The following is an 18,595-nucleotide window of genomic DNA, read 5'->3' on the forward strand; positions in this document are numbered from 1 at the left end:
AGATTTAAAAAAAAAATAAAACTTCATGGGAGGTGATGATATGTTTAAAAAGAGAGATTGCTGTTTGGTAATCTCTCTTTTTATTTGATTTTTTTTCAATTTGATTTTTTTGTAAAAAGGTTTTGTTGTATGGTGCGATATAAAAAATTTGCACAAACTAAAAAAAGCTTTAAATTTGCACTCGCTTAACAGCATTGCTGGTCTATGGTGTAATGGTAACACAACTGTTTTTGGTGCAGTCTTTCAAGGTTCGAGTCCTTGTAGACCAACATAAAAAGCCTCTCAATTGAGAGGCTTTTTTTATGGAATAAATTTAAGGATTTTTAAATCTTGTATTTTTGTGAGATGATTTTTTTTGTTTTTTGTTTGTCTAGATTTTAAAAGTCATTACAGGGCGTACTGCATGATTTACTAAATCTTCGCTAATGCTTCCGTTAAAGAAGTGTGCAAATCCAGTTCTTCCATGTGTGCACATTCCGATTAAATCAGCGTCAACACTATTAGAGAAATTTATAATGCCGTTTTCTATATTAGTATCGTTGTAAATGTTGGTTGAATAATTATTAAGATTGAATGGAGCGATAAAATCATTCATTATTTTCTCGGCAACATGAGTCGGTTTGAAACTATTTGGAGTGCAAATCATGACTAAATGTAATTTAGAATCGAAGAATTTAGTGAATTCAATCAATTTTTTAAAAGGTTTTTCAGTTTCTTTTGAGAAATCTGAAGCAAAAACAAAATTTGTAGTTTTGAAAGTTTCCATGTGTTTTTTAATGACCAAAACTGGAATTTCAGAATGACGAACTACTTTTTCAGTATTCGATCCTATAAGTAATTCTTCAAATCCAGAAGAGCCATGTGAACCCATAACTATTAAGTCGATTTCGTGTTCATTACTTACTTTTGCAATTCCTTCAGCTGGTCTGTCGAGTTTTACCATCTCAGTTATTGTAAGTCCGTCTAGGTAGGGTCTCTCGGTGATTTTAGAAAGCATTTCGTTGGCTTTTTTCATAAATAACATGGTCTCAGGGATGCTGATTCCGCCAGTAATTGCATCATTCATTTGGCTAGGTAATTCTAGTGTATGAAGTATGATTATCTCAGAGTTATTTTTTTTAGCGATTTGTGCAGCGGCTTTTAAAGCGTCTTCTGCATGCTCAGAAAAATCGGTAGGAACTAAAATGCGTTTCATAACTTTGTGGTGTTAAATTATGTGAAAAATCATTTATTTTAATGCTTTAATAAAGATAAGAAATATTTTTACAGCAATCAATTTATTTTGATTTATAAAAAAACACTATATTTGCACCGTTATTTATTAAAATCTAAATAATGAGGGGACTAAATGTCCCCTCTTTTTATAAAAGTATGACATTTAAAGAAAAAGTAAACGTATTAATAGCTGAAGGTCTCTTAGAAAAACCATCAATTTTTTTAATAGACTTAACCATTACCGATGCTTTCAAGATAATTGTATCTTTGGATGGAGATAATGGTGTGCTCTTGCAAGACTGTATTGATGTTAGCCGTGCTATTGAGAATAATTTGGACAGAGAAGAACAAGATTTTTCTTTGGAAGTGGCTTCGGTAGGAGTTGGTTCACCATTAAAAATGGTTAGACAATACAAGAAGAACATTGGTAGAACATTGATTGTGAATACTAATGGTGAAAAAATTGAGGCTGAATTAGTTGATGCTAATGAAGATTTCATAATTTTGTCTTGGGAAGCAAGAGAACCTAAGAAAATAGGAAAAGGAAAAGAAACAGTTCAAAAAGAGCAACAAATACCTTATACAGAAATTAAAGAGGCAATTGTTACAGTAACATTTTAATTAAAGAATTCGCATGGAAAATTTAGCATTAATCGATTCATTCTCAGAGTTTAAAGATGATAAACTTATTGATCGTGTAACGCTTATGGCAATTTTAGAAGATGTATTTAGAAATGCATTGAAGAAAAAATACGGTTCAGATGATAACTTCGATATTATCATAAATCCTGATAAGGGAGATATGGAAATTTGGAGAAGAAGAGTAATCGTTGCCGACGAAGATCTAGATTTTGAAAATGAAGAAATTACTTTGACTGAAGCAAGAAGAATTGAAGCGGATTTTGAAATTGGTGAAGAAGTTTCTGAAGAAGTAAAATTAATTGATTTAGGTAGAAGAGCTATTTTAGCTTTGCGTCAAAACCTTATTTCTAAAATACATGAACACGATAATACAAATCTTTACAAGCAATTTAAAGATATTATTGGAGATATTTATACTGCCGAAGTGCATCATGTTCGCCCAAGAGTTGTAATTTTGGTGGATGATGAAGGAAATGAAATTGTTTTACCAAAAGAAAAACAAATCCCATCTGACTTTTTCCGTAAAGGAGATAATGTTCGTGGTATTATTGAAAGTGTTGAATTAAAAGGGAATAAACCTCAAATTATTATGTCTAGAACTTCTGAGAAGTTTTTAGAGAAATTGTTTGAACAAGAAATTCCTGAAGTTTTCGACGGTTTAATTACAGTTAAAAATGTAGTTAGGATTCCTGGTGAAAAAGCAAAAGTAGCGGTAGATTCTTATGATGACAGAATTGACCCGGTTGGAGCTTGTGTAGGTATGAAGGGATCTCGTATTCATGGAATTGTACGTGAGTTAGGAAACGAAAATATAGATGTTATTAATTATACTAGTAACATTCAATTATATATTACTAGGGCTTTAAGTCCTGCAAAAGTATCTTCAATTAAGATTAATGAAGAAACAAAAAGAGCCGAAGTTTTCTTGAAATTAGAAGAAGTTTCTAAAGCTATCGGTAGAGGTGGTCATAACATTAAACTAGCTGGTCAATTAACAGGCTATGAGCTTGATGTTATTAGAGAAGGTGATGTAGCAAGCGGTGAAGACGATGACGTAGAATTAACTGAGTTCTCTGATGAAATCGAAGATTGGGTTATCGAAGAGTTTGCTAAAATAGGATTAGATACTGCAAAAAGTATTTTAAAACAAGAAGTAGAAGATTTAGTAAGAAGAACAGACCTAGAAGAGGAAACGATTTTAGATGTAATGCGAATACTAAAAGAAGAGTTTGATAGTTAGTCTATCTTTCTCACAACACAACGAATAGGTAATAATAAAAAGGTTTTATGTCTGAAGAGAGAGTAATAAGAATAAACAAGGTTTTAAGGGAATTAAATATTTCATTAGAAAGAGCTGTGGATTATCTAAAAGATAAGGGAATTGCTATTGATGCAAATCCAAACGCAAAAATTTCTAATCAGGAATTTAATATCCTACAAAGCCAATTTGCGGGCGATAAGGGAAATAAGGAGGCTTCTAAAGAAGTTGGTGAGGAAAAGAGAAAAGAGAAAGAAGCATTGCGTGTAGAACGCGAAAAAGAAATTGAAGACAAACGCAAACAAGACGAAGAGCGCCAAAAACAACAAGAGGTTATAAAAGCGAGAGCTGTAGTAACTGGTCCAGTTCAAGTTGGTAAAATTGATTTAAATCCGAAAAAGCCTGCAATTATTCCAAACACTCCTTCAGTAGCAGAGCCAGAAAAAGTTGAAATACCTAAGGAAGTTGTAAAGCAAGAAAAACCTGTTCAAAAAGAGGTAGTTCAACCTGTACAACCACCAGTTCCTGTTGCTGAGAAAAAAGAAGAAAAACCTGTCGTTGAGAAAGTTGTTGAGAAAAAAGAGTCTAAGCCAGTTGTAGTTGCTCCAGTAAAGGAACCTGTTGTAAAAGCAGAACCTGTTGCTCCAGTTGCGCCTCCTGTTGAAGAATCGATAACAACACAATATCAAAAATTATCTGGTACTACTCTTACTGGTCAAACAATTGATTTATCTCAATTTAATAAGCCTAAAAAGAAAAAAGAAGATCCAAAGATAACTCCTAATAAACCAGGAGCTCCAGGAGCAGCTGCAAATAACGCTAATAAAAATAAGCGTAAAAGAATTGCTCCTAAACCAGGTGCGCCTAGACCGGCAACGCCACCAGGAACACCAAATCCTAATAAAATCACTCCAAATACAGGAGGAGCTGGAGGAGGTTTTAATGCTAACAGAAGTGCAAGACCAGGTTTTGTAAAAGGAAACCGTCCTGCAATCGTTGCAAAAGTAGAGCCTACTGAAGAGGAAGTAAAAAACCAAATTAGAGAAACGCTTGAAAAACTACAAGGTAAAGGTGGAAAATCAAAAGCTGCTAAATACCGTAGAGATAAGAGAGACACGCACCGTCAGAAATCTGATGATGAGCAAAGAGCTTTAGACGAAGGAAGTAAAACTATTAAAGTTACTGAGTTTGTTACTGTAGGTGAAATTGCAATTATGATGGATGTGCCAATTACTAAAGTTATTGGTACTTGTATGTCACTTGGTATCATGGTTACCATGAACCAGCGTCTTGATGCAGAAACATTAACTATCGTAGCCGATGAGTTTGGTTATGAAGTTGAGTTTATTACTGTAGATATCGAAGAAGCTATTGAAGTAGTTGCAGATAAAGAAGAAGATTTAGTTGTAAGAGCGCCAATTGTTACTGTAATGGGTCACGTCGATCACGGTAAAACATCTTTACTGGATTATATCCGTAAAGAAAATGTTATCGCTGGTGAGTCTGGAGGAATTACACAACACATTGGAGCATACGGTGTAACATTGGATAATGGTCAAAAAATCGCATTTTTAGATACACCAGGTCACGAGGCGTTTACCGCGATGCGTGCACGTGGAGCTCAAGTTACCGATATTGCTATTATTGTAATTGCGGCGGATGATGATATCATGCCACAAACAAAAGAGGCAATTTCTCACGCACAAGCTGCAGGAGTACCAATTATATTTGCTATAAATAAAGTTGATAAGCCAAATGCTAACCCTGAGAAAATTAAAGAAAGATTAGCAAGTATGAATTTACTTGTAGAAGATTGGGGAGGAAAAATCCAATCGCATGATATTTCTGCAAAAACAGGATTAGGTGTTAAAGACTTATTAGAAAAAGTATTATTAGAGGCTGAGATTTTAGATTTAAAATCAAACCCTAATAAAGCAGCACAGGGAACTGTTGTTGAGGCTTTCTTAGATAAAGGAAAAGGATATGTTTCGACTATCTTAGTACAACACGGAACGCTTAAAATTGGAGATTATATGCTAGCTGGAAAACATCATGGTAAAATTAAAGCCATGCATGATGAAAGAGGGCACACAGTTCTAGAAGCTGGTCCGTCAACTCCAGTATCTGTTTTAGGTTTAGATGGTGCGGCAACTGCAGGTGATAAGTTTAATGTATTTGAAGATGAAAAAGAAGCAAAACAAATTGCATCTAAACGTTCTCAATTAATGCGTGAACAATCTGTACGTACACAAAGACATATTACATTAGACGAAATTGGTCGTCGTATTGCTCTTGGTCAATTTAAAGAATTGAACGTGATCCTTAAAGGTGACGTGGATGGTTCTGTTGAAGCATTATCTGATTCGTTCTCTAAATTGTCTACTGAAGAAATTCAAATTAATATTATCCATAAAGGAGTTGGAGCGATTACTGAAACTGACGTTATGTTGGCTTCTGCATCAGATGCGATTATTATCGGATTTAATGTTCGTCCAGCAGGAAATGCAAGACAGTTAGCAGATAAAGAAGAAATCGATATCCGTTACTACTCTATTATTTATGCTGCTATCGATGACTTAAAAGATGCAATGGAAGGAATGTTAGCTCCTGAAATGAAAGAAGAAATTCTTGGAACTGCAGAAATTAGAGAGATATTCAAAATTTCTAAAGTTGGATCTATTGCAGGATGTATGGTGATGGATGGTAAAATTGCAAGAAACTCTAAAATCAGAATTATTAGAGAAGGTGTTGTAGTATTTACTGGAGAGTTATTGGCATTGAAACGTTTCAAAGACGATGTTAAAGAAGTTTCTAAAGGATACGATTGTGGTATTCAAATTAAGAACTTCAATGATATCGAAGAGCGTGATGTGATCGAGGCTTACCATGAAGTAGCAATCAAAAAGAAATTGAAATAGAATTTTATATTTTCAAAAAAAAATCCCGACTTGTCGGGATTTTTTTTTGTTATGTGCTAGAATTTCTTTTTGCCAAAAGAATAAGATACGGTTAAAGAAGGTCCGTTATATCCCCATTTTAAATAACCTTGTGCTCTGTTTTTTTCTGCATCTACAGTGAAGTTTAGTCCTGTATAACCTAAAGCGAGATCTAAGTTCTTTACGACTTCATACATGAGGGAGAAATTGTAACTAATGATTTTTCCATCTATGTTGTCTATTTTTACAGAAAGATAACTAACATTGCCATTGAGAGCTAGTCTATCTGTAAAAGCATATCCACCCCATATTCCTATATCTGGTAAAGGTGCTGTAAACCCAAAGCTATCTTCATAGCCAATACTTGCGGTATTTCCTTCGAAGTTGATACCGACATCACTTTTTAGAACGTGTACTCCAAGCATTAAGCCTAATTCATATTTCGGACTAGTAAGAAATGCATAGCCATATGAAATCATATAGATATTCGTATCAAAAAAGGCTGTAATATCTGAATTAACCGTATAGGTATGATCTTTAAACTCGATATCTTTTTGTAGTGTATGATGAGAATCACGATTTAGGTTAAAGTAACTGAGGTCTAATCTTGATCTACGAGATATTCGCCATTGTAAATTAGCTAAGAAAGTAGTTGTTGATTCGCGGAAGCCTAAATCATCTTCAAAATCTATTGTTGTTCCAAAAGTATGATTTTGATTTCCTACTTCAACCTTAGTGTTGTTTATGGGAAAAAAAATACCAGCAGTAACCTTAAAGCGCTTAACAAACCATGGCGGAGTAGGTTTTTGTTTTTTGAAGGAATTGAAATCATTAATGGATCCTTCTTCTATTGTTAAATCTTGAGGGTCTAGGCTATAAAGAGAGCTGTTAAAAGGCTCATTTGGCAGACTAGCGACTTCTTCTTGTGAACATGCTAGAATTGGCAGTAATAACATTCCAAATAACAGTGCGCTTGTTGAAAAAACTTTTGATTTCATGATTATGTTTTTTTAAGATGTTGGCTTAGTTGTATTAGGTAAAAGTTAATTATGTGAATGTGACTACAAAATTCAGTAGTTTATTGATATAAAACGTAAATATTAAGAATGGATAGGTTGCAAATTAGAATATGAAACAGAAAGATGAAATATGTTTAGATGCGACAAAAGTATTATTCCGTCCTTTATATAAGTGTTACTTGTTATTTGTACTCTAAATTACAAGAGTATTGGTAATCAAATGTGTTTTGTTTTATATGGTATAAATTAAAAAGGGTTAAGGAATTTTTATCATGAAAATGCTTTTGTTGTGTTAAAGGAGCTTTTGTGGTGTAAATGTTTTTAATCAAGTTTTTTATGAGGTTTAAAATATTTCATATTATTAAGGGATTAACGTCTTTTAAAGTTAATTCAAAAAATGTTGCTTACAATTTTACAAATGTTGAGCAGCTAAGAGAAGTTATGCCAGGTTTGTTACAGGGGTATTTGTCTGAGGAAGAAATGCCAAATAGTTTAATGTTGTTACCGTCACCTCCAGAATATACTTCTGCGTCTTTTTCTATTGATTTAGAATATGCAAAAAGAGCAGCTGAATCTTATGATGATATGCGATTCATGCAAGCTAAGAAGGATGCAAATCTCTCTTTTCCCGCAGCGGCAAAATCTTTTGAATCAACTTTAGGGATTGAAATTAGTAAAGAAAAGACGCCTAAGCTTTATATACTTATGCGTAGAATAATGACAGATGCAGGTTTGTCAACCTATGCGGCTAAAAATCATTATAACAGAGAGCGTCCATTTGTGATGAATAATGTCAAAACTTGTACTCCGGAGCAAGAGGAAGTTCTTCGTAAAGTTGGTTCATTTCCTTCTGGTCATTCTGCTGTGGGGTGGGCGTGGGCATTAGTATTTAGAGAAATTTTCCCTGAGAATGAAAAAATGATTTTGGAACGAGGGTATGATTTTGGCGAAAGCCGTATTATTTGTCATGCGCATTGGTATAGCGATGTAGAAATGGGTAGGGTGATGGGTAAGGTGACTGTGGATAGGCTTAGAGATAATGCAGATTTTCAAAAAGATTTGGCTGCGGCTAAAAAAGAAGTGAGGCAATACAAGAGTAATATACTTTAAGAATGGAGTTTGTTTTTAATGGGAGAAAATAATAATTGTACCTAAGAATTGGGGGAGAATGAGGATGGTTGGTATTTGGAAATAATGAGCTTAAAGTAAAGGTTGTATTGATTAAGAATTTTAGATTTTTAAGTTTTATCTATTTGGATATGTGTGATTTGGGTAGTTTTTTAGAGCTATTTGGTAAAGTAAAACCGCCTTTAGTTAAGGCTAATAAAAAAGACAGAATCCATTCAAGTTGAATGGATTCTGTCTTTTTCTTATGTGTTAAAATGATGATTTTATTTGCCTGGTTTGATAAGAAATACATTTTTATATCTCTTTTTTATGTCGGCTAAATTTCTCTCAGCTTCAATTTTACTTTTAAAATTTCCAACCATAACTTTATAGTTTGGGGTGTTGAAAATTATTGTTCCATCGATGTTTTTGAACTCTTGTTTGAAGTCAATCAGTGTTTTTTTTGCTTCTTCACTCTTGCCGCTAAAAATCTGGATTTTGTAACTGTCGTTAACGCTAATTGACGGGTTAATTTTACGTTTTTCATTCAATAATTGCTCGAATTTGGGGTCTTGGTTTAGTGCAATGTTTTGATCTTGTGCGTTAATGTTATATGCCAAAACTAGTAGTAATGATGTGTAAAGTGTTTTCCTTCTAGGGGTTAAAATTCTCATAATGTGATGGTTTTTATGCAAAAATAGTATTTAATATATAAATGGATATTAGAAAAATTATTTAGAATTGATATAAATTGGTATTTAAGACTATTTTAAGGTTTTGAGAATAGTTCTTAAATTGTATTTTTGTGCAAGTTTTAAAAGAAGGTATTCTTTTTTGTGTAATTCGTATACAGAAAAAACCGTACCAAATTTTAGTAGATAATCATTATACAATATGGAAAAGGTGGGTAACCATAATTCGATCTCAAGGAAATTATTTTTAAGCTTAGGGCTAACGTTAATTTTCTCGCTAACTTCATTTGCACAAGATGCTGCTGCTCCAGCAGCGCCTGATGCTGCTGCTACTGTAGCAACTCAGGGAGGTGATCCGGTAAAGGGTAAAGAACTTTTTAATGCAAATTGTGCTGCATGTCATAAACTAGATGGGAAATCGACAGGTCCTGAATTAAGAGGCGTGTCGGCAAAACATGATAAAGCTTGGTTGTACAAGTGGATTCATAATAGCTCTGATTTGATTAAATCAGGTGACCCAGTTGCTGTGAAGCTTTTTGCTGATCACAACAAAGCAGTGATGACTCCATTTCCTCAATTATCAACAGGGGATATTGATAACATTATTGCTTATACTTCTGAGCCTAAGGCTGAGCCTAAAACTCCAACGGCAACTGCTGCTGTTCCGGGTACAGGAGGTGAAAGTGGGGCTATTTCTAATAGCGTAATCCTAGGGGCGCTTGCTCTGGTAATGGGTATGTTAGTAGTGATGCTTTACTTAGTAAACAATGTATTAAGAAAAGTTGCGAAAGCAAATGGAATCGATGTTGCTCCAAAAGAGCCAAGAGTTTCATTATGGAAAGCGTTTGCTAGAAATCAATTTTTGGTTTTAGTTGCTTCTATATTCTTGTTATTGGCAAGTGGTTATTTTGTGTATGCTTACTTAATGCAAGTAGGTGTAGATCAGAATTATGAGCCAATTCAGCCAATTCACTATTCTCACAAAATTCACGCAGGAGATAACGAAATCAATTGTAAATATTGTCACTCTGCTGCTCGTGTAAGTAGGACTGCTGGTATTCCTTCTTTGAATGTTTGTATGAACTGTCATAAAAACATATCAGAGGTTGCTGAATCTACTGCTACTCCTGAGTACAGCAAAGCATTCTATGATGAGCAAATCCAAAAATTGTATAATGCAGTTGGATGGGATAAAGCTACTCAAACATATACAGGGAAAACACAACCAGTAAAATGGGTTCGTATTCATAATTTACCTGATTTTGTATACTTTAATCACTCACAACACGTTTCGGTTGCTGGTATCGAATGTCAAACTTGTCACGGTCCAGTACAAGAGTATGAAATCATGAAACAGTATTCTAAATTAACAATGGGATGGTGTATTGATTGCCATAGAAAAACTGATGTTAAGATGGAAGGAAACGAGTATTATGCTAAAATACATGAAGAGCTTTCTAAAAAATACGGTGTAGAGAAATTAACTGCAGCGCAAATGGGAGGTTTAGAGTGTGGTAAATGCCACTATTAATCAAATTATTAAGATTTTAATATTTATATACAATGTCATCAAACAAAAAATACTGGAAAAGTGTTGAAGAGCTAGACGAAAATAGTTCTATTGTTGAGGCGCTTAGAAATAACGAATTTGTTGAAGAAATTCCTACTGATGAATTTTTAGGAAATGCAGATGCATTAGCATCGTCTTCAACTTCACGTCGTGACTTTTTAAAGTACGTTGGGTTTAGTACTGCAGCAGTTACGCTTGCAGCTTGCGAAGGCCCTGTTCACAAATCGATACCTTATGTACTGCAACCAGAACAAATCATACCAGGTGTAGCTGATTATTATGCAACAACTGTTTTTGATGGTTTCGATTTTGCTAATCTTTTAGTAAAAACACGTGAAGGGCGTCCTATTAAAATTGACAATAACACAATTTCAGGAGCGAAATTTTCAGCCAATGCTAGAATCCATGCGTCTATATTATCATTATATGATAGTATGCGTTTGAAAGAACCTAAATTGGAAGGAAAAAATTCAACTTGGTCTGCTGTTGATTTAAAAATTAAATCTAGTATTGCTGAGGCGAATGCTAAAGGTGGTCAAATTGTATTATTAACAAATACTTTGGCAAGTCCATCTACTGAAAAATTAATTGCTGAGTTTATAGCTAAAAACCCTAATGCAAAACATGTTGTTTATGATGCGGTATCGTCATCATCTGCTTTGGATGCATTTGAAACAGTTTATGGTGAAAGAGCTTTAGTTAATTACGATTTCTCAAAAGCTTCACTTATCGTTTCGGTAGGAGCTGACTTCTTGGGAGATTGGCAAGGAGGAGGGTATGACTCAGGTTATGCACAAGGACGTATTCCTAGAAATGGAAAAATGTCTCGTCACTTCCAATTAGAAGCAAATATGACTTTGTCTGGTGCTGCTGCTGATAAGCGTTTACCTATGTCGACTGCAAATCAAAAACAAGCATTAGTTCATATATATAATGTTGTAACAGGTTCTTCTGTAGCTGTTAATTTAGACAGTCAGTTTAAAGCAGAAGTAACTAAAGCGGCTCAACAATTAAAAGCTGCTGGTTCAAAAGGAGTATTAGTATCAGGAATTCAAGATAAAAATGCTCAGTTATTAGTTTTAGCTATCAACCAAGCGTTGGTGAGTGAAGCTTTTACAACTTCTGAAACAAGACAAATCAGAAAAGGATCTGATGCTAAAGTAGCTCAATTAATTAATGATATGAAAGCAGGTAGCGTTCATACATTACTTATGAGTGGAGTTAATCCAGTTTATACATTAGCAGATAGCGAATCTTTCGCTGCAGGATTGAAAAAAGTAAAAACATCTGTTGCTTTCTCTTTAAAACAAGATGAAACTGCTGAGCTTGCAACAATTGCTGCTCCAGTTCCTCATTACTTAGAGGCTTGGAACGATGTATCTATTACAAAAGGAACTTATGGTCTTACTCAACCGACTATTCGTCCTATATTTGATACAAAACAATTTCAAGATGTTTTGTTATCTCTAACAGGAAATTCTGGAACATTCTACGATTATATCAAAGCAAATGCTTCTGGAATAATTGCAGGTTCTACTTGGAATAAAGTTTTACACGATGGTATTTTTGTTGGAACTGCTTCGGCACTTTCTGCAGGTTCTGTTGATTATAGTGCTGCTGCAAATGCAGTATCACAATCTAAAGCTTCTGGTGATTTCGAATTAGTATTATATACTAAAACAGGAATGGGAGATGGACAACAAGCAAACAACCCTTGGTTGCAAGAGTTTCCAGATCCAATCACTAGAGTTTCTTGGGATAATTATGTAACTGTTTCTAATGCTGATGCTAAGAAGTTACAAATGTCTAATGAAATTGTTGCAAATGGAGGTTTAAACGGAAGTTATGCTACTATTACAACAGCTGATGGAGTAAAATTAGAAAACGTACCAGTAATTGTTCAACCAGGACAAGCGGTAGGTACTATTGGTTTAGCTTTAGGTTACGGACGTAAAGCTGCTCTAAAAGAAGAAATGATTGTAGGTTTAAATGCTTACTCTTTATATAAAGGTTTTAATGATGTACAATCTGTTAAGCTTGCAAAAGCTAGTGGAGAGCATGAGTTTGCTTGTGTTCAAGGTCAAAAAACTTTAATGGGAAGAGGAGATATTATAAAAGAAACTTCTCTTGAGATATTTAATACTAAAGATGCTGAATTTTGGAACGAACAACCAAAAGTATCTTTAGATCACAATGAAGTAGCAGCTACATCTGTCGATTTATGGGATTCATTTGATCGTTCTACAGGACATCACTTTAATCTTTCAATTGATTTAAATGCTTGTACAGGATGTGGGGCTTGTGTTATCGCTTGTCACGCTGAAAATAATGTACCAGTTGTAGGTAAAGACGAGGTAAGAAGAAGTCGTGATATGCACTGGTTGCGTATCGATAGATATTACTCTTCTGAAAGTACTTTTGCTGGAGATAACGAAAGAAAAGAAAATATAGCAGGATTGTCAAGTTCATTGTCTACATTTAACGAAATGGAAAAAGCTGGAGATAATCCACAAGTTTCTTTCCAGCCGGTAATGTGTCAACATTGTAATCATGCACCTTGTGAAACTGTTTGTCCAGTTGCTGCAACTTCACATGGTCGTCAAGGACAAAACCAAATGGCTTATAACAGATGTGTTGGTACTCGTTACTGTGCAAACAACTGTCCATATAAAGTACGTCGTTTTAACTGGTTCTTGTATAACAAAAACAGTGAATTCGATTATCACATGAATGATGATTTAGGTCGTATGGTATTGAATCCAGACGTAAACGTTCGTTCTCGTGGAGTTATGGAAAAATGTTCTATGTGTATTCAAATGACACAAGCTACAATATTAAATGCTAAGAAAGAGGGTAGAGCTATCGTTGATGGAGAATTCCAAACAGCTTGTTCTAATGCTTGTTCTTCTGGGGCTATGGTATTTGGAGATGTAAATGATACAGAAAGCAAAGTTACTAAACTAGCTGCTGATGATAGAATGTATCACTTATTAGAGCATGTAGGAACAAAACCTAATGTGATTTATCACGTTAAAGTTAGAAATACTTAGTACAAAAAATTATTAATTAAGAAACAATATAAAGGATTATGTCGTCTCACTACGAAGCACCCATTAGAAAACCTTTAGTTATAGGTGATAAATCTTATCACGATGTAACTGTAGATGTAGCTGCACCTGTTGAAGGTAAAGCAAATAAACATTGGTGGATTGTATTTACAATCGCATTAACAGCTTTCCTTTGGGGATTAGGCTGTATAATTTACACCGTATCTACAGGTATCGGAACATGGGGATTAAATAAAACAGTTGGTTGGGCTTGGGATATCACAAACTTTGTTTGGTGGGTAGGTATTGGTCACGCCGGAACTTTGATTTCTGCAGTATTATTACTTTTCCGTCAACGTTGGAGAATGGCGATTAACCGTTCTGCCGAAGCAATGACAATTTTCTCTGTTGTACAAGCAGGTTTATTTCCAATTATTCACATGGGACGTCCATGGTTAGCATACTGGGTATTACCTATACCGAATCAATTTGGTTCATTATGGGTAAACTTTAACTCACCATTACTTTGGGACGTTTTTGCAATCTCTACGTATCTTTCAGTATCATTAGTTTTCTGGTGGACTGGTTTACTACCTGATTTTGCTATGCTACGTGATAGAGCAATTACTCCTTTTAATAAAAGAGTTTATTCTATCTTGAGTTTTGGATGGAGCGGTAGAGCAAAAGATTGGCAACGTTTTGAAGAAGTATCTTTAGTACTTGCAGGTTTAGCTACTCCACTTGTACTTTCTGTACATACAATTGTATCTATGGACTTTGCTACATCTGTAATTCCAGGATGGCATACTACAATTTTCCCTCCTTACTTCGTTGCAGGAGCGGTTTTCTCTGGATTCGCAATGGTAAACACCTTGTTGATCATTATGAGAAAAGTTTCTAATCTTGAAGCTTATATTACAGTTCAACACATCGAATTAATGAATATCGTAATCATGATTACGGGTTCTATTGTAGGTGTTGCTTATATTACTGAGTTATTTGTAGCTTGGTATTCAGGAGTAGAATACGAACAATATGCATTCTTAAACAGAGCTACTGGACCTTACTGGTGGGCATATTGGTCAATGATGACATGTAACGTTTTTTCTCCACAGTTCATGTGGTTCAAAAAATTAAGAACGAGTATCATGTTCTCATTTATAATTTCAATTGTTGTAAACATTGGAATGTGGTTTGAAAGATTCGTAATTATTGTTACTTCTTTACATAGAGATTACCTTCCATCTTCTTGGACAATGTTCTCACCAACATTTGTTGATATTGGAATTTTCATCGGAACAATTGGATTCTTCTTCGTATTGTTTTTACTTTACTCTAGAACATTCCCAGTTATTGCTCAGGCAGAGGTGAAAACTATTTTGAAAGGAACAGGAGATAATTACATTAGAGAAAGAGCAAATAAAGATTCACACCATGAGTAATAAAGTAATATACGCCATTTATAATGACGATGATATTTTGATGGATGCTGTAAAGAAAACTAGAGCTGCACATCATCATATTGAAGAAGTATTTACTCCATTTCCGGTACACGGATTGGATAAAGCAATGGGCTTAGCGCCAACAAGATTAGCAATATGTTCTTTTATATACGGATGTATTGGTATAACAGTTGCGACTACGATGATGAGTTATATTATGATTCACGACTGGCCTCAAGATATTGGTGGAAAACCAAGTTTCAGTTTCATTCAAAACATGCCTGCATTCGTGCCGATTATGTTTGAGATGACTGTGTTTTTCGCAGCTCACTTAATGGTAATCACTTTTTATATGAGAAGTAGATTATGGCCATTCAAAGAAGCAGAAAATCCTGATGTAAGAACAACAGATGATCATTTCCTAATGGAAATCGCTGTTAATGATAATGAAGAGGAATTAGTTTCTTTTTTCCAAAACACGGGAGCTGTAGAAGTTAAAGTAATAGAAAAGAATTAATTGTAGCTATGAAAAGTATATATAAAATAACACTTTTAGTTGGTATAACTATTTTAGTTTCATCTTGCCACAATAATTCGGCACCAAACTATCAGTACTTCCCTAATATGTATGAATCTTTAGCGTATGAACCATATGCAGAGGCTAATATTTTTAAAGGAGGAAAGGAAGGACAACTTCCAGTAAAAGGAACTATTAACAGAGGTTTTGAACCTTATGAATATGAGAATTCTACAGCAGGTTATGAATTAGCAAAAGCTAATTTGAAATCACCTTTAGATTCTTTAGATAGAAATTCAGATAAAGGAAAAGAACTTTTTGAAATCTATTGTATGAGTTGTCATGGTGCAACTGGAAATGGAAAAGGTAAATTGGTAGAAAGAGAAAAATTTCTTGGAGTTCCTAGTTATAAAGACAGGGTAATTACTGAAGGAAGTATTTTTCATGTTGAGACTTACGGATTAAATGCAATGGGTTCTCATGCAAATCAATTAAGTACTCACGAACGTTGGTTAGTTGCTGACTATGTTCTAAAACTAAAAAGCCAATTATAATAATTGTTGAACAAACTGATCGTATTAGATATGTATACATTTTCAAGTAAATTAAAAACTTTTTCTTTCATCTTAATGGCTGTAGGTCTTTTGGGTATTGGGTATGGTTTTTTAAATGCACCTAAAGATATTCAAGAAGTTGAAAAAATACTAGCTGCTGAGTCTCATGGTGGTCATGGAGAAGCGACTCATGAAACTGCTGAGCCAGCTCATGATGCACATGCTGAAGGAAAAAAAGAACACGCTCAAGTTGGTGCTGCAGATGAGCATACAAAACATTTAAACCATGTTTTACACCAATTGCAAAATAAACCATGGTCAGCATTATATGTTGCTTGTATTTTCTTTTTGCTGCTTTCTATGGGAGTTCTTGCATTTTACGCTATTCAACAAGTTGCGCAAGCAGGATGGTCTCCGGTATTGTTTAGAGTTATGCAAGGTATAACTGCTTACTTACCTGTAGGTTCTGTAATATTTTTTATAATTTTAGTGTTTTGTGGACTGCACTTCAACCATATGTTTGTATGGTTAGGAGATGGAGTAACAGATCCTAAAAGCCCAAATTACGATGCAATCATTGCTAATAAAGCAGGATATTTAAATTTTCCTTTTTGGATTATTAGAGCTGCAATATTCTTGATTGGATGGAATTTGTATAACTACTATACTAGACAAAGATGTCTTGCACAAGACGAAGCTAAAGATGATTTGAACTACAAAAAGAATTTCAAAATGACTGCTGGATTCTTAGTGTTCTTTATCGTTTCTGAGTCTATTATGTCTTGGGATTGGATTATGTCTATCGATCCACACTGGTACAGTACATTGTTTGGATGGTATGTGTTTGCTAGTTTCTTTGTAAGTGGTATCACTACAATTGCATTAGTGACTGTATACTTGAAATCTAAAGGATATTTAGAGCATGTAAATACAAGCCATATTCATGACCTTGCTAAATTTATGTTTGGTATTAGTGTTTTCTGGACTTATTTATGGTTCTCACAATTCATGTTGATTTGGTATGCAAATATTCCTGAAGAGGTAACTTATTTTGTTACAAGAATTCAACTTTATAACCTTCCTTTCTTTGGAGCTGTTGTTATGAATTTTCTTTTCCCATTGTTGATTTTAATCAATACTGATTTCAAGAGAATTAGCTGGGTAATTGTTATGGCTGGAATTGTAATTTTATTAGGACATTATCTTGATTTCTTCAATATGATTATGCCTGGTACAGTAGGTGATAGATGGTTTATTGGTGTTTCAGAAATTGCATCAGTACTTTTCTTCTTAGGTTTATTTATTTTTGTAGTTTTCACTGCATTAACTAAAGCTCCTTTGTTACCAAAAAGAAATCCATTTATAGAAGAAAGTAAACATTTTCATTATTAATATTTAAAGAAATAAACAGATGACAAGTTTGTTGGTAATTATAGTTTTAGTTTTATTAGCTGTAGCATTATGGCAATTGACCAAGATATTTGATCTTACTCAGGTAGGAGCAAAATCGGACGATTCTCAGGTTGCATCTGATAATGATAATAATGTTCAAGGGTATTTAATGTTCGGATTTTTAGCATTCATTTATATTTTTACAATATATGGATTGTTAAAATGGGGACCATTAGTATTACACACACCAGCTTCTGAGCATGGTAGTTTGGTTGATAGCCTTATGAACATTACTTGGGTTTTGATTTTTGTAGTTCAATTTATAACTCAAGGATTACTTTATTATTTTTCTTTTAAATATAAAGGAGAAAAAGATAAGAAAGCATTATATTTTGCTGATAATAATAGATTAGAGGCGCTTTGGAGTGTTATTCCAGCAGTTGTTTTGGCAGGATTAATTCTTTATGGATTATATGCTTGGAATAATATTATGTTTGTTGACAAAGATGAAGATACAGTTGTTATCGAATTATATGCTCAACAATTTAAATGGACTGCAAGATATGCTGGACCTGATAATGTTTTAGGTAAAGCTAACGTAAGATTAATCGAAGGTGTAAATACTTTAGGAGTTGATATGTCTGATCCATATGCACAAGATGATATTGTGGTTTCAGAATTACATATACCAAAAGGAAAGAAAGTACATTTCAAGATGCGTTCTCAAGACGTATTACACTCAGCTTACATGCCTCACTTTAGAGCGCAAATGAACTGTGTTCCTGGTATGGTTACAGAATTTGCTTTCACGCCAGTTTACACAACTGCAGAATATAGAGACTTAGAGTACATGGTAAAGAAAGTTGCTCATATTAATGAACTGCGTTCTAAGAAAAGTGTTGAACTAGTTGCAAAAGGAGAAACAGCTCTTGACCCTTATACTTTTGATTATTTATTACTTTGTAATAAAATTTGTGGAACATCTCACTACAACATGCAAATGAAAATAGTTGTTGATACACCAGAAGAGTATAAAAAATGGTTAAGCGAAAAAGCTACATTAGCTCAGGATATTAAAGCAGCAGTTGCTCCAGCTCCAGCAGAAGGTGCAGCAGGAAGCACTGATACTACCAAAGTTGATACTACCGCTAAAGTAGAAGCTCCTAAAGTAGCTATGAAATAATATTTATTTAAGAAATTTAAA

At 34.1% G+C, this 18,595-nt stretch carries 14 protein-coding genes and 1 tRNA gene; 12 read left to right on the plus strand and 3 right to left on the minus strand.

Features of this window, described 5'->3' with window-relative positions:
- Nucleotides 1–198: 198 nt before the first annotated feature.
- Nucleotides 199–269: transfer RNA gene (locus OA93_RS04305), tRNA-Gln, on the plus strand.
- A 101-nt stretch (nt 270–370) separates the two neighbouring features.
- Here the strand turns inward: OA93_RS04305 and OA93_RS04310 are convergent.
- Nucleotides 371–1,195 (minus strand): universal stress protein, encoded by an 825-nt coding sequence (locus tag OA93_RS04310; protein ID WP_039111887.1) that lies wholly within the window; start codon nt 1,193–1,195, stop codon nt 371–373.
- A 176-nt stretch (nt 1,196–1,371) separates the two neighbouring features.
- On the opposite strand from OA93_RS04310, the gene rimP reads away from it, so the two are divergent.
- From rimP to infB, 3 genes are read left to right on the plus strand one after another with little or no spacing between them, the layout of a single operon-like run.
- Entirely contained in the window at nt 1,372–1,836 is a 465-nt protein-coding gene (gene rimP, locus OA93_RS04315) for a ribosome assembly cofactor RimP (protein ID WP_035623815.1), read from the plus strand.
- Nucleotides 1,837–1,849: 13 nt separating this feature from the next.
- Nucleotides 1,850–3,097, plus strand: coding sequence for a transcription termination factor NusA (gene nusA, locus OA93_RS04320; RefSeq protein WP_035623592.1), 1,248 nt, complete (start codon nt 1,850–1,852; stop codon nt 3,095–3,097).
- A gap of 47 nt (nt 3,098–3,144) precedes the next feature.
- Complete coding sequence (infB, locus tag OA93_RS04325) at nt 3,145–6,033, plus strand: translation initiation factor IF-2 (RefSeq protein WP_039111888.1); 2,889 nt, start codon at nt 3,145–3,147, stop codon at nt 6,031–6,033.
- Nucleotides 6,034–6,089: 56 nt separating this feature from the next.
- Here infB and OA93_RS04330 read toward each other — a convergent pair whose 3' ends face one another.
- Nucleotides 6,090–7,007 (minus strand): hypothetical protein, encoded by a 918-nt coding sequence (locus tag OA93_RS04330; protein WP_052259372.1) that lies wholly within the window; start codon nt 7,005–7,007, stop codon nt 6,090–6,092.
- A 399-nt stretch (nt 7,008–7,406) separates the two neighbouring features.
- Between OA93_RS04330 and OA93_RS04335 the strand changes: the two genes are divergently transcribed.
- Nucleotides 7,407–8,180 carry a phosphatase PAP2 family protein gene (locus OA93_RS04335; protein WP_039111933.1) on the plus strand — a complete coding sequence of 258 codons (774 nt, stop codon included), beginning with the start codon at nt 7,407–7,409 and terminating at the stop codon, nt 8,178–8,180.
- Nucleotides 8,181–8,461: 281 nt separating this feature from the next.
- Here the strand turns inward: OA93_RS04335 and OA93_RS04340 are convergent, their stop codons facing one another.
- Entirely contained in the window at nt 8,462–8,851 is a 390-nt protein-coding gene (locus OA93_RS04340; RefSeq protein ID WP_039111889.1) for an SPOR domain-containing protein, read from the minus strand.
- A 220-nt stretch (nt 8,852–9,071) separates the two neighbouring features.
- Between OA93_RS04340 and OA93_RS04345 the strand changes: the two genes are divergently transcribed.
- Genes OA93_RS04345 through OA93_RS04375 form a run of 7 tightly spaced genes read left to right on the plus strand, consistent with a single transcriptional unit; the run spans nt 9,072 to nt 18,574 of the window.
- Nucleotides 9,072–10,400 carry a c-type cytochrome gene (locus tag OA93_RS04345; protein ID WP_039111890.1) on the plus strand — a complete coding sequence of 443 codons (1,329 nt, stop codon included), beginning with the start codon at nt 9,072–9,074 and terminating at the stop codon, nt 10,398–10,400.
- Nucleotides 10,401–10,432: 32 nt separating this feature from the next.
- Complete coding sequence (locus OA93_RS04350) at nt 10,433–13,489, plus strand: TAT-variant-translocated molybdopterin oxidoreductase (RefSeq protein ID WP_039111891.1); 3,057 nt, start codon at nt 10,433–10,435, stop codon at nt 13,487–13,489.
- A 38-nt stretch (nt 13,490–13,527) separates the two neighbouring features.
- Complete coding sequence (gene nrfD / locus OA93_RS04355; RefSeq protein ID WP_039111892.1) at nt 13,528–14,928, plus strand: NrfD/PsrC family molybdoenzyme membrane anchor subunit; 1,401 nt, start codon at nt 13,528–13,530, stop codon at nt 14,926–14,928.
- Nucleotides 14,921–15,445 (plus strand): DUF3341 domain-containing protein, encoded by a 525-nt coding sequence (locus tag OA93_RS04360; RefSeq protein ID WP_039111893.1) that lies wholly within the window; start codon nt 14,921–14,923, stop codon nt 15,443–15,445. Before nrfD ends, OA93_RS04360 begins: the two co-directional genes overlap by 8 nt.
- 8 nt (nt 15,446–15,453) lie before the next feature.
- Entirely contained in the window at nt 15,454–15,999 is a 546-nt protein-coding gene (locus OA93_RS04365; RefSeq protein ID WP_039111894.1) for a cytochrome c, read from the plus strand.
- A 30-nt stretch (nt 16,000–16,029) separates the two neighbouring features.
- Nucleotides 16,030–17,391 carry a hypothetical protein gene (locus tag OA93_RS04370; RefSeq protein WP_039111895.1) on the plus strand — a complete coding sequence of 454 codons (1,362 nt, stop codon included), beginning with the start codon at nt 16,030–16,032 and terminating at the stop codon, nt 17,389–17,391.
- 19 nt (nt 17,392–17,410) lie between these two features.
- Nucleotides 17,411–18,574: a cytochrome c oxidase subunit II gene (locus OA93_RS04375; RefSeq protein WP_039111896.1), complete on the plus strand. Its 1,164-nt coding sequence runs from the start codon at nt 17,411–17,413 to the stop codon at nt 18,572–18,574.
- The last annotated feature ends 21 nt before the right edge of the window (nt 18,575–18,595 follow it).

This window comes from Flavobacterium sp. KMS, from assembly GCF_000813005.1.
Classification (GTDB): Bacteria; Bacteroidota; Bacteroidia; order Flavobacteriales; family Flavobacteriaceae; genus Flavobacterium.

Coding starts and splice junctions, on each gene's coding strand:
- OA93_RS04310 (WP_039111887.1), bottom strand. CDS start 1,195: ATGAAACGCATTTTAGTTCCTACCGATTTTTCTGAGCATGCAGAAGAC.
- rimP (WP_035623815.1), top strand. CDS start 1,372: ATGACATTTAAAGAAAAAGTAAACGTATTAATAGCTGAAGGTCTCTTA.
- nusA (WP_035623592.1), top strand. CDS start 1,850: ATGGAAAATTTAGCATTAATCGATTCATTCTCAGAGTTTAAAGATGAT.
- infB (WP_039111888.1), top strand. CDS start 3,145: ATGTCTGAAGAGAGAGTAATAAGAATAAACAAGGTTTTAAGGGAATTA.
- OA93_RS04330 (WP_052259372.1), bottom strand. CDS start 7,007: ATGTTATTACTGCCAATTCTAGCATGTTCACAAGAAGAAGTCGCTAGT.
- OA93_RS04335 (WP_039111933.1), top strand. CDS start 7,407: ATGAGGTTTAAAATATTTCATATTATTAAGGGATTAACGTCTTTTAAA.
- OA93_RS04340 (WP_039111889.1), bottom strand. CDS start 8,851: ATGAGAATTTTAACCCCTAGAAGGAAAACACTTTACACATCATTACTA.
- OA93_RS04345 (WP_039111890.1), top strand. CDS start 9,072: ATGGAAAAGGTGGGTAACCATAATTCGATCTCAAGGAAATTATTTTTA.
- OA93_RS04350 (WP_039111891.1), top strand. CDS start 10,433: ATGTCATCAAACAAAAAATACTGGAAAAGTGTTGAAGAGCTAGACGAA.
- nrfD (WP_039111892.1), top strand. CDS start 13,528: ATGTCGTCTCACTACGAAGCACCCATTAGAAAACCTTTAGTTATAGGT.
- OA93_RS04360 (WP_039111893.1), top strand. CDS start 14,921: ATGAGTAATAAAGTAATATACGCCATTTATAATGACGATGATATTTTG.
- OA93_RS04365 (WP_039111894.1), top strand. CDS start 15,454: ATGAAAAGTATATATAAAATAACACTTTTAGTTGGTATAACTATTTTA.
- OA93_RS04370 (WP_039111895.1), top strand. CDS start 16,030: ATGTATACATTTTCAAGTAAATTAAAAACTTTTTCTTTCATCTTAATG.
- OA93_RS04375 (WP_039111896.1), top strand. CDS start 17,411: ATGACAAGTTTGTTGGTAATTATAGTTTTAGTTTTATTAGCTGTAGCA.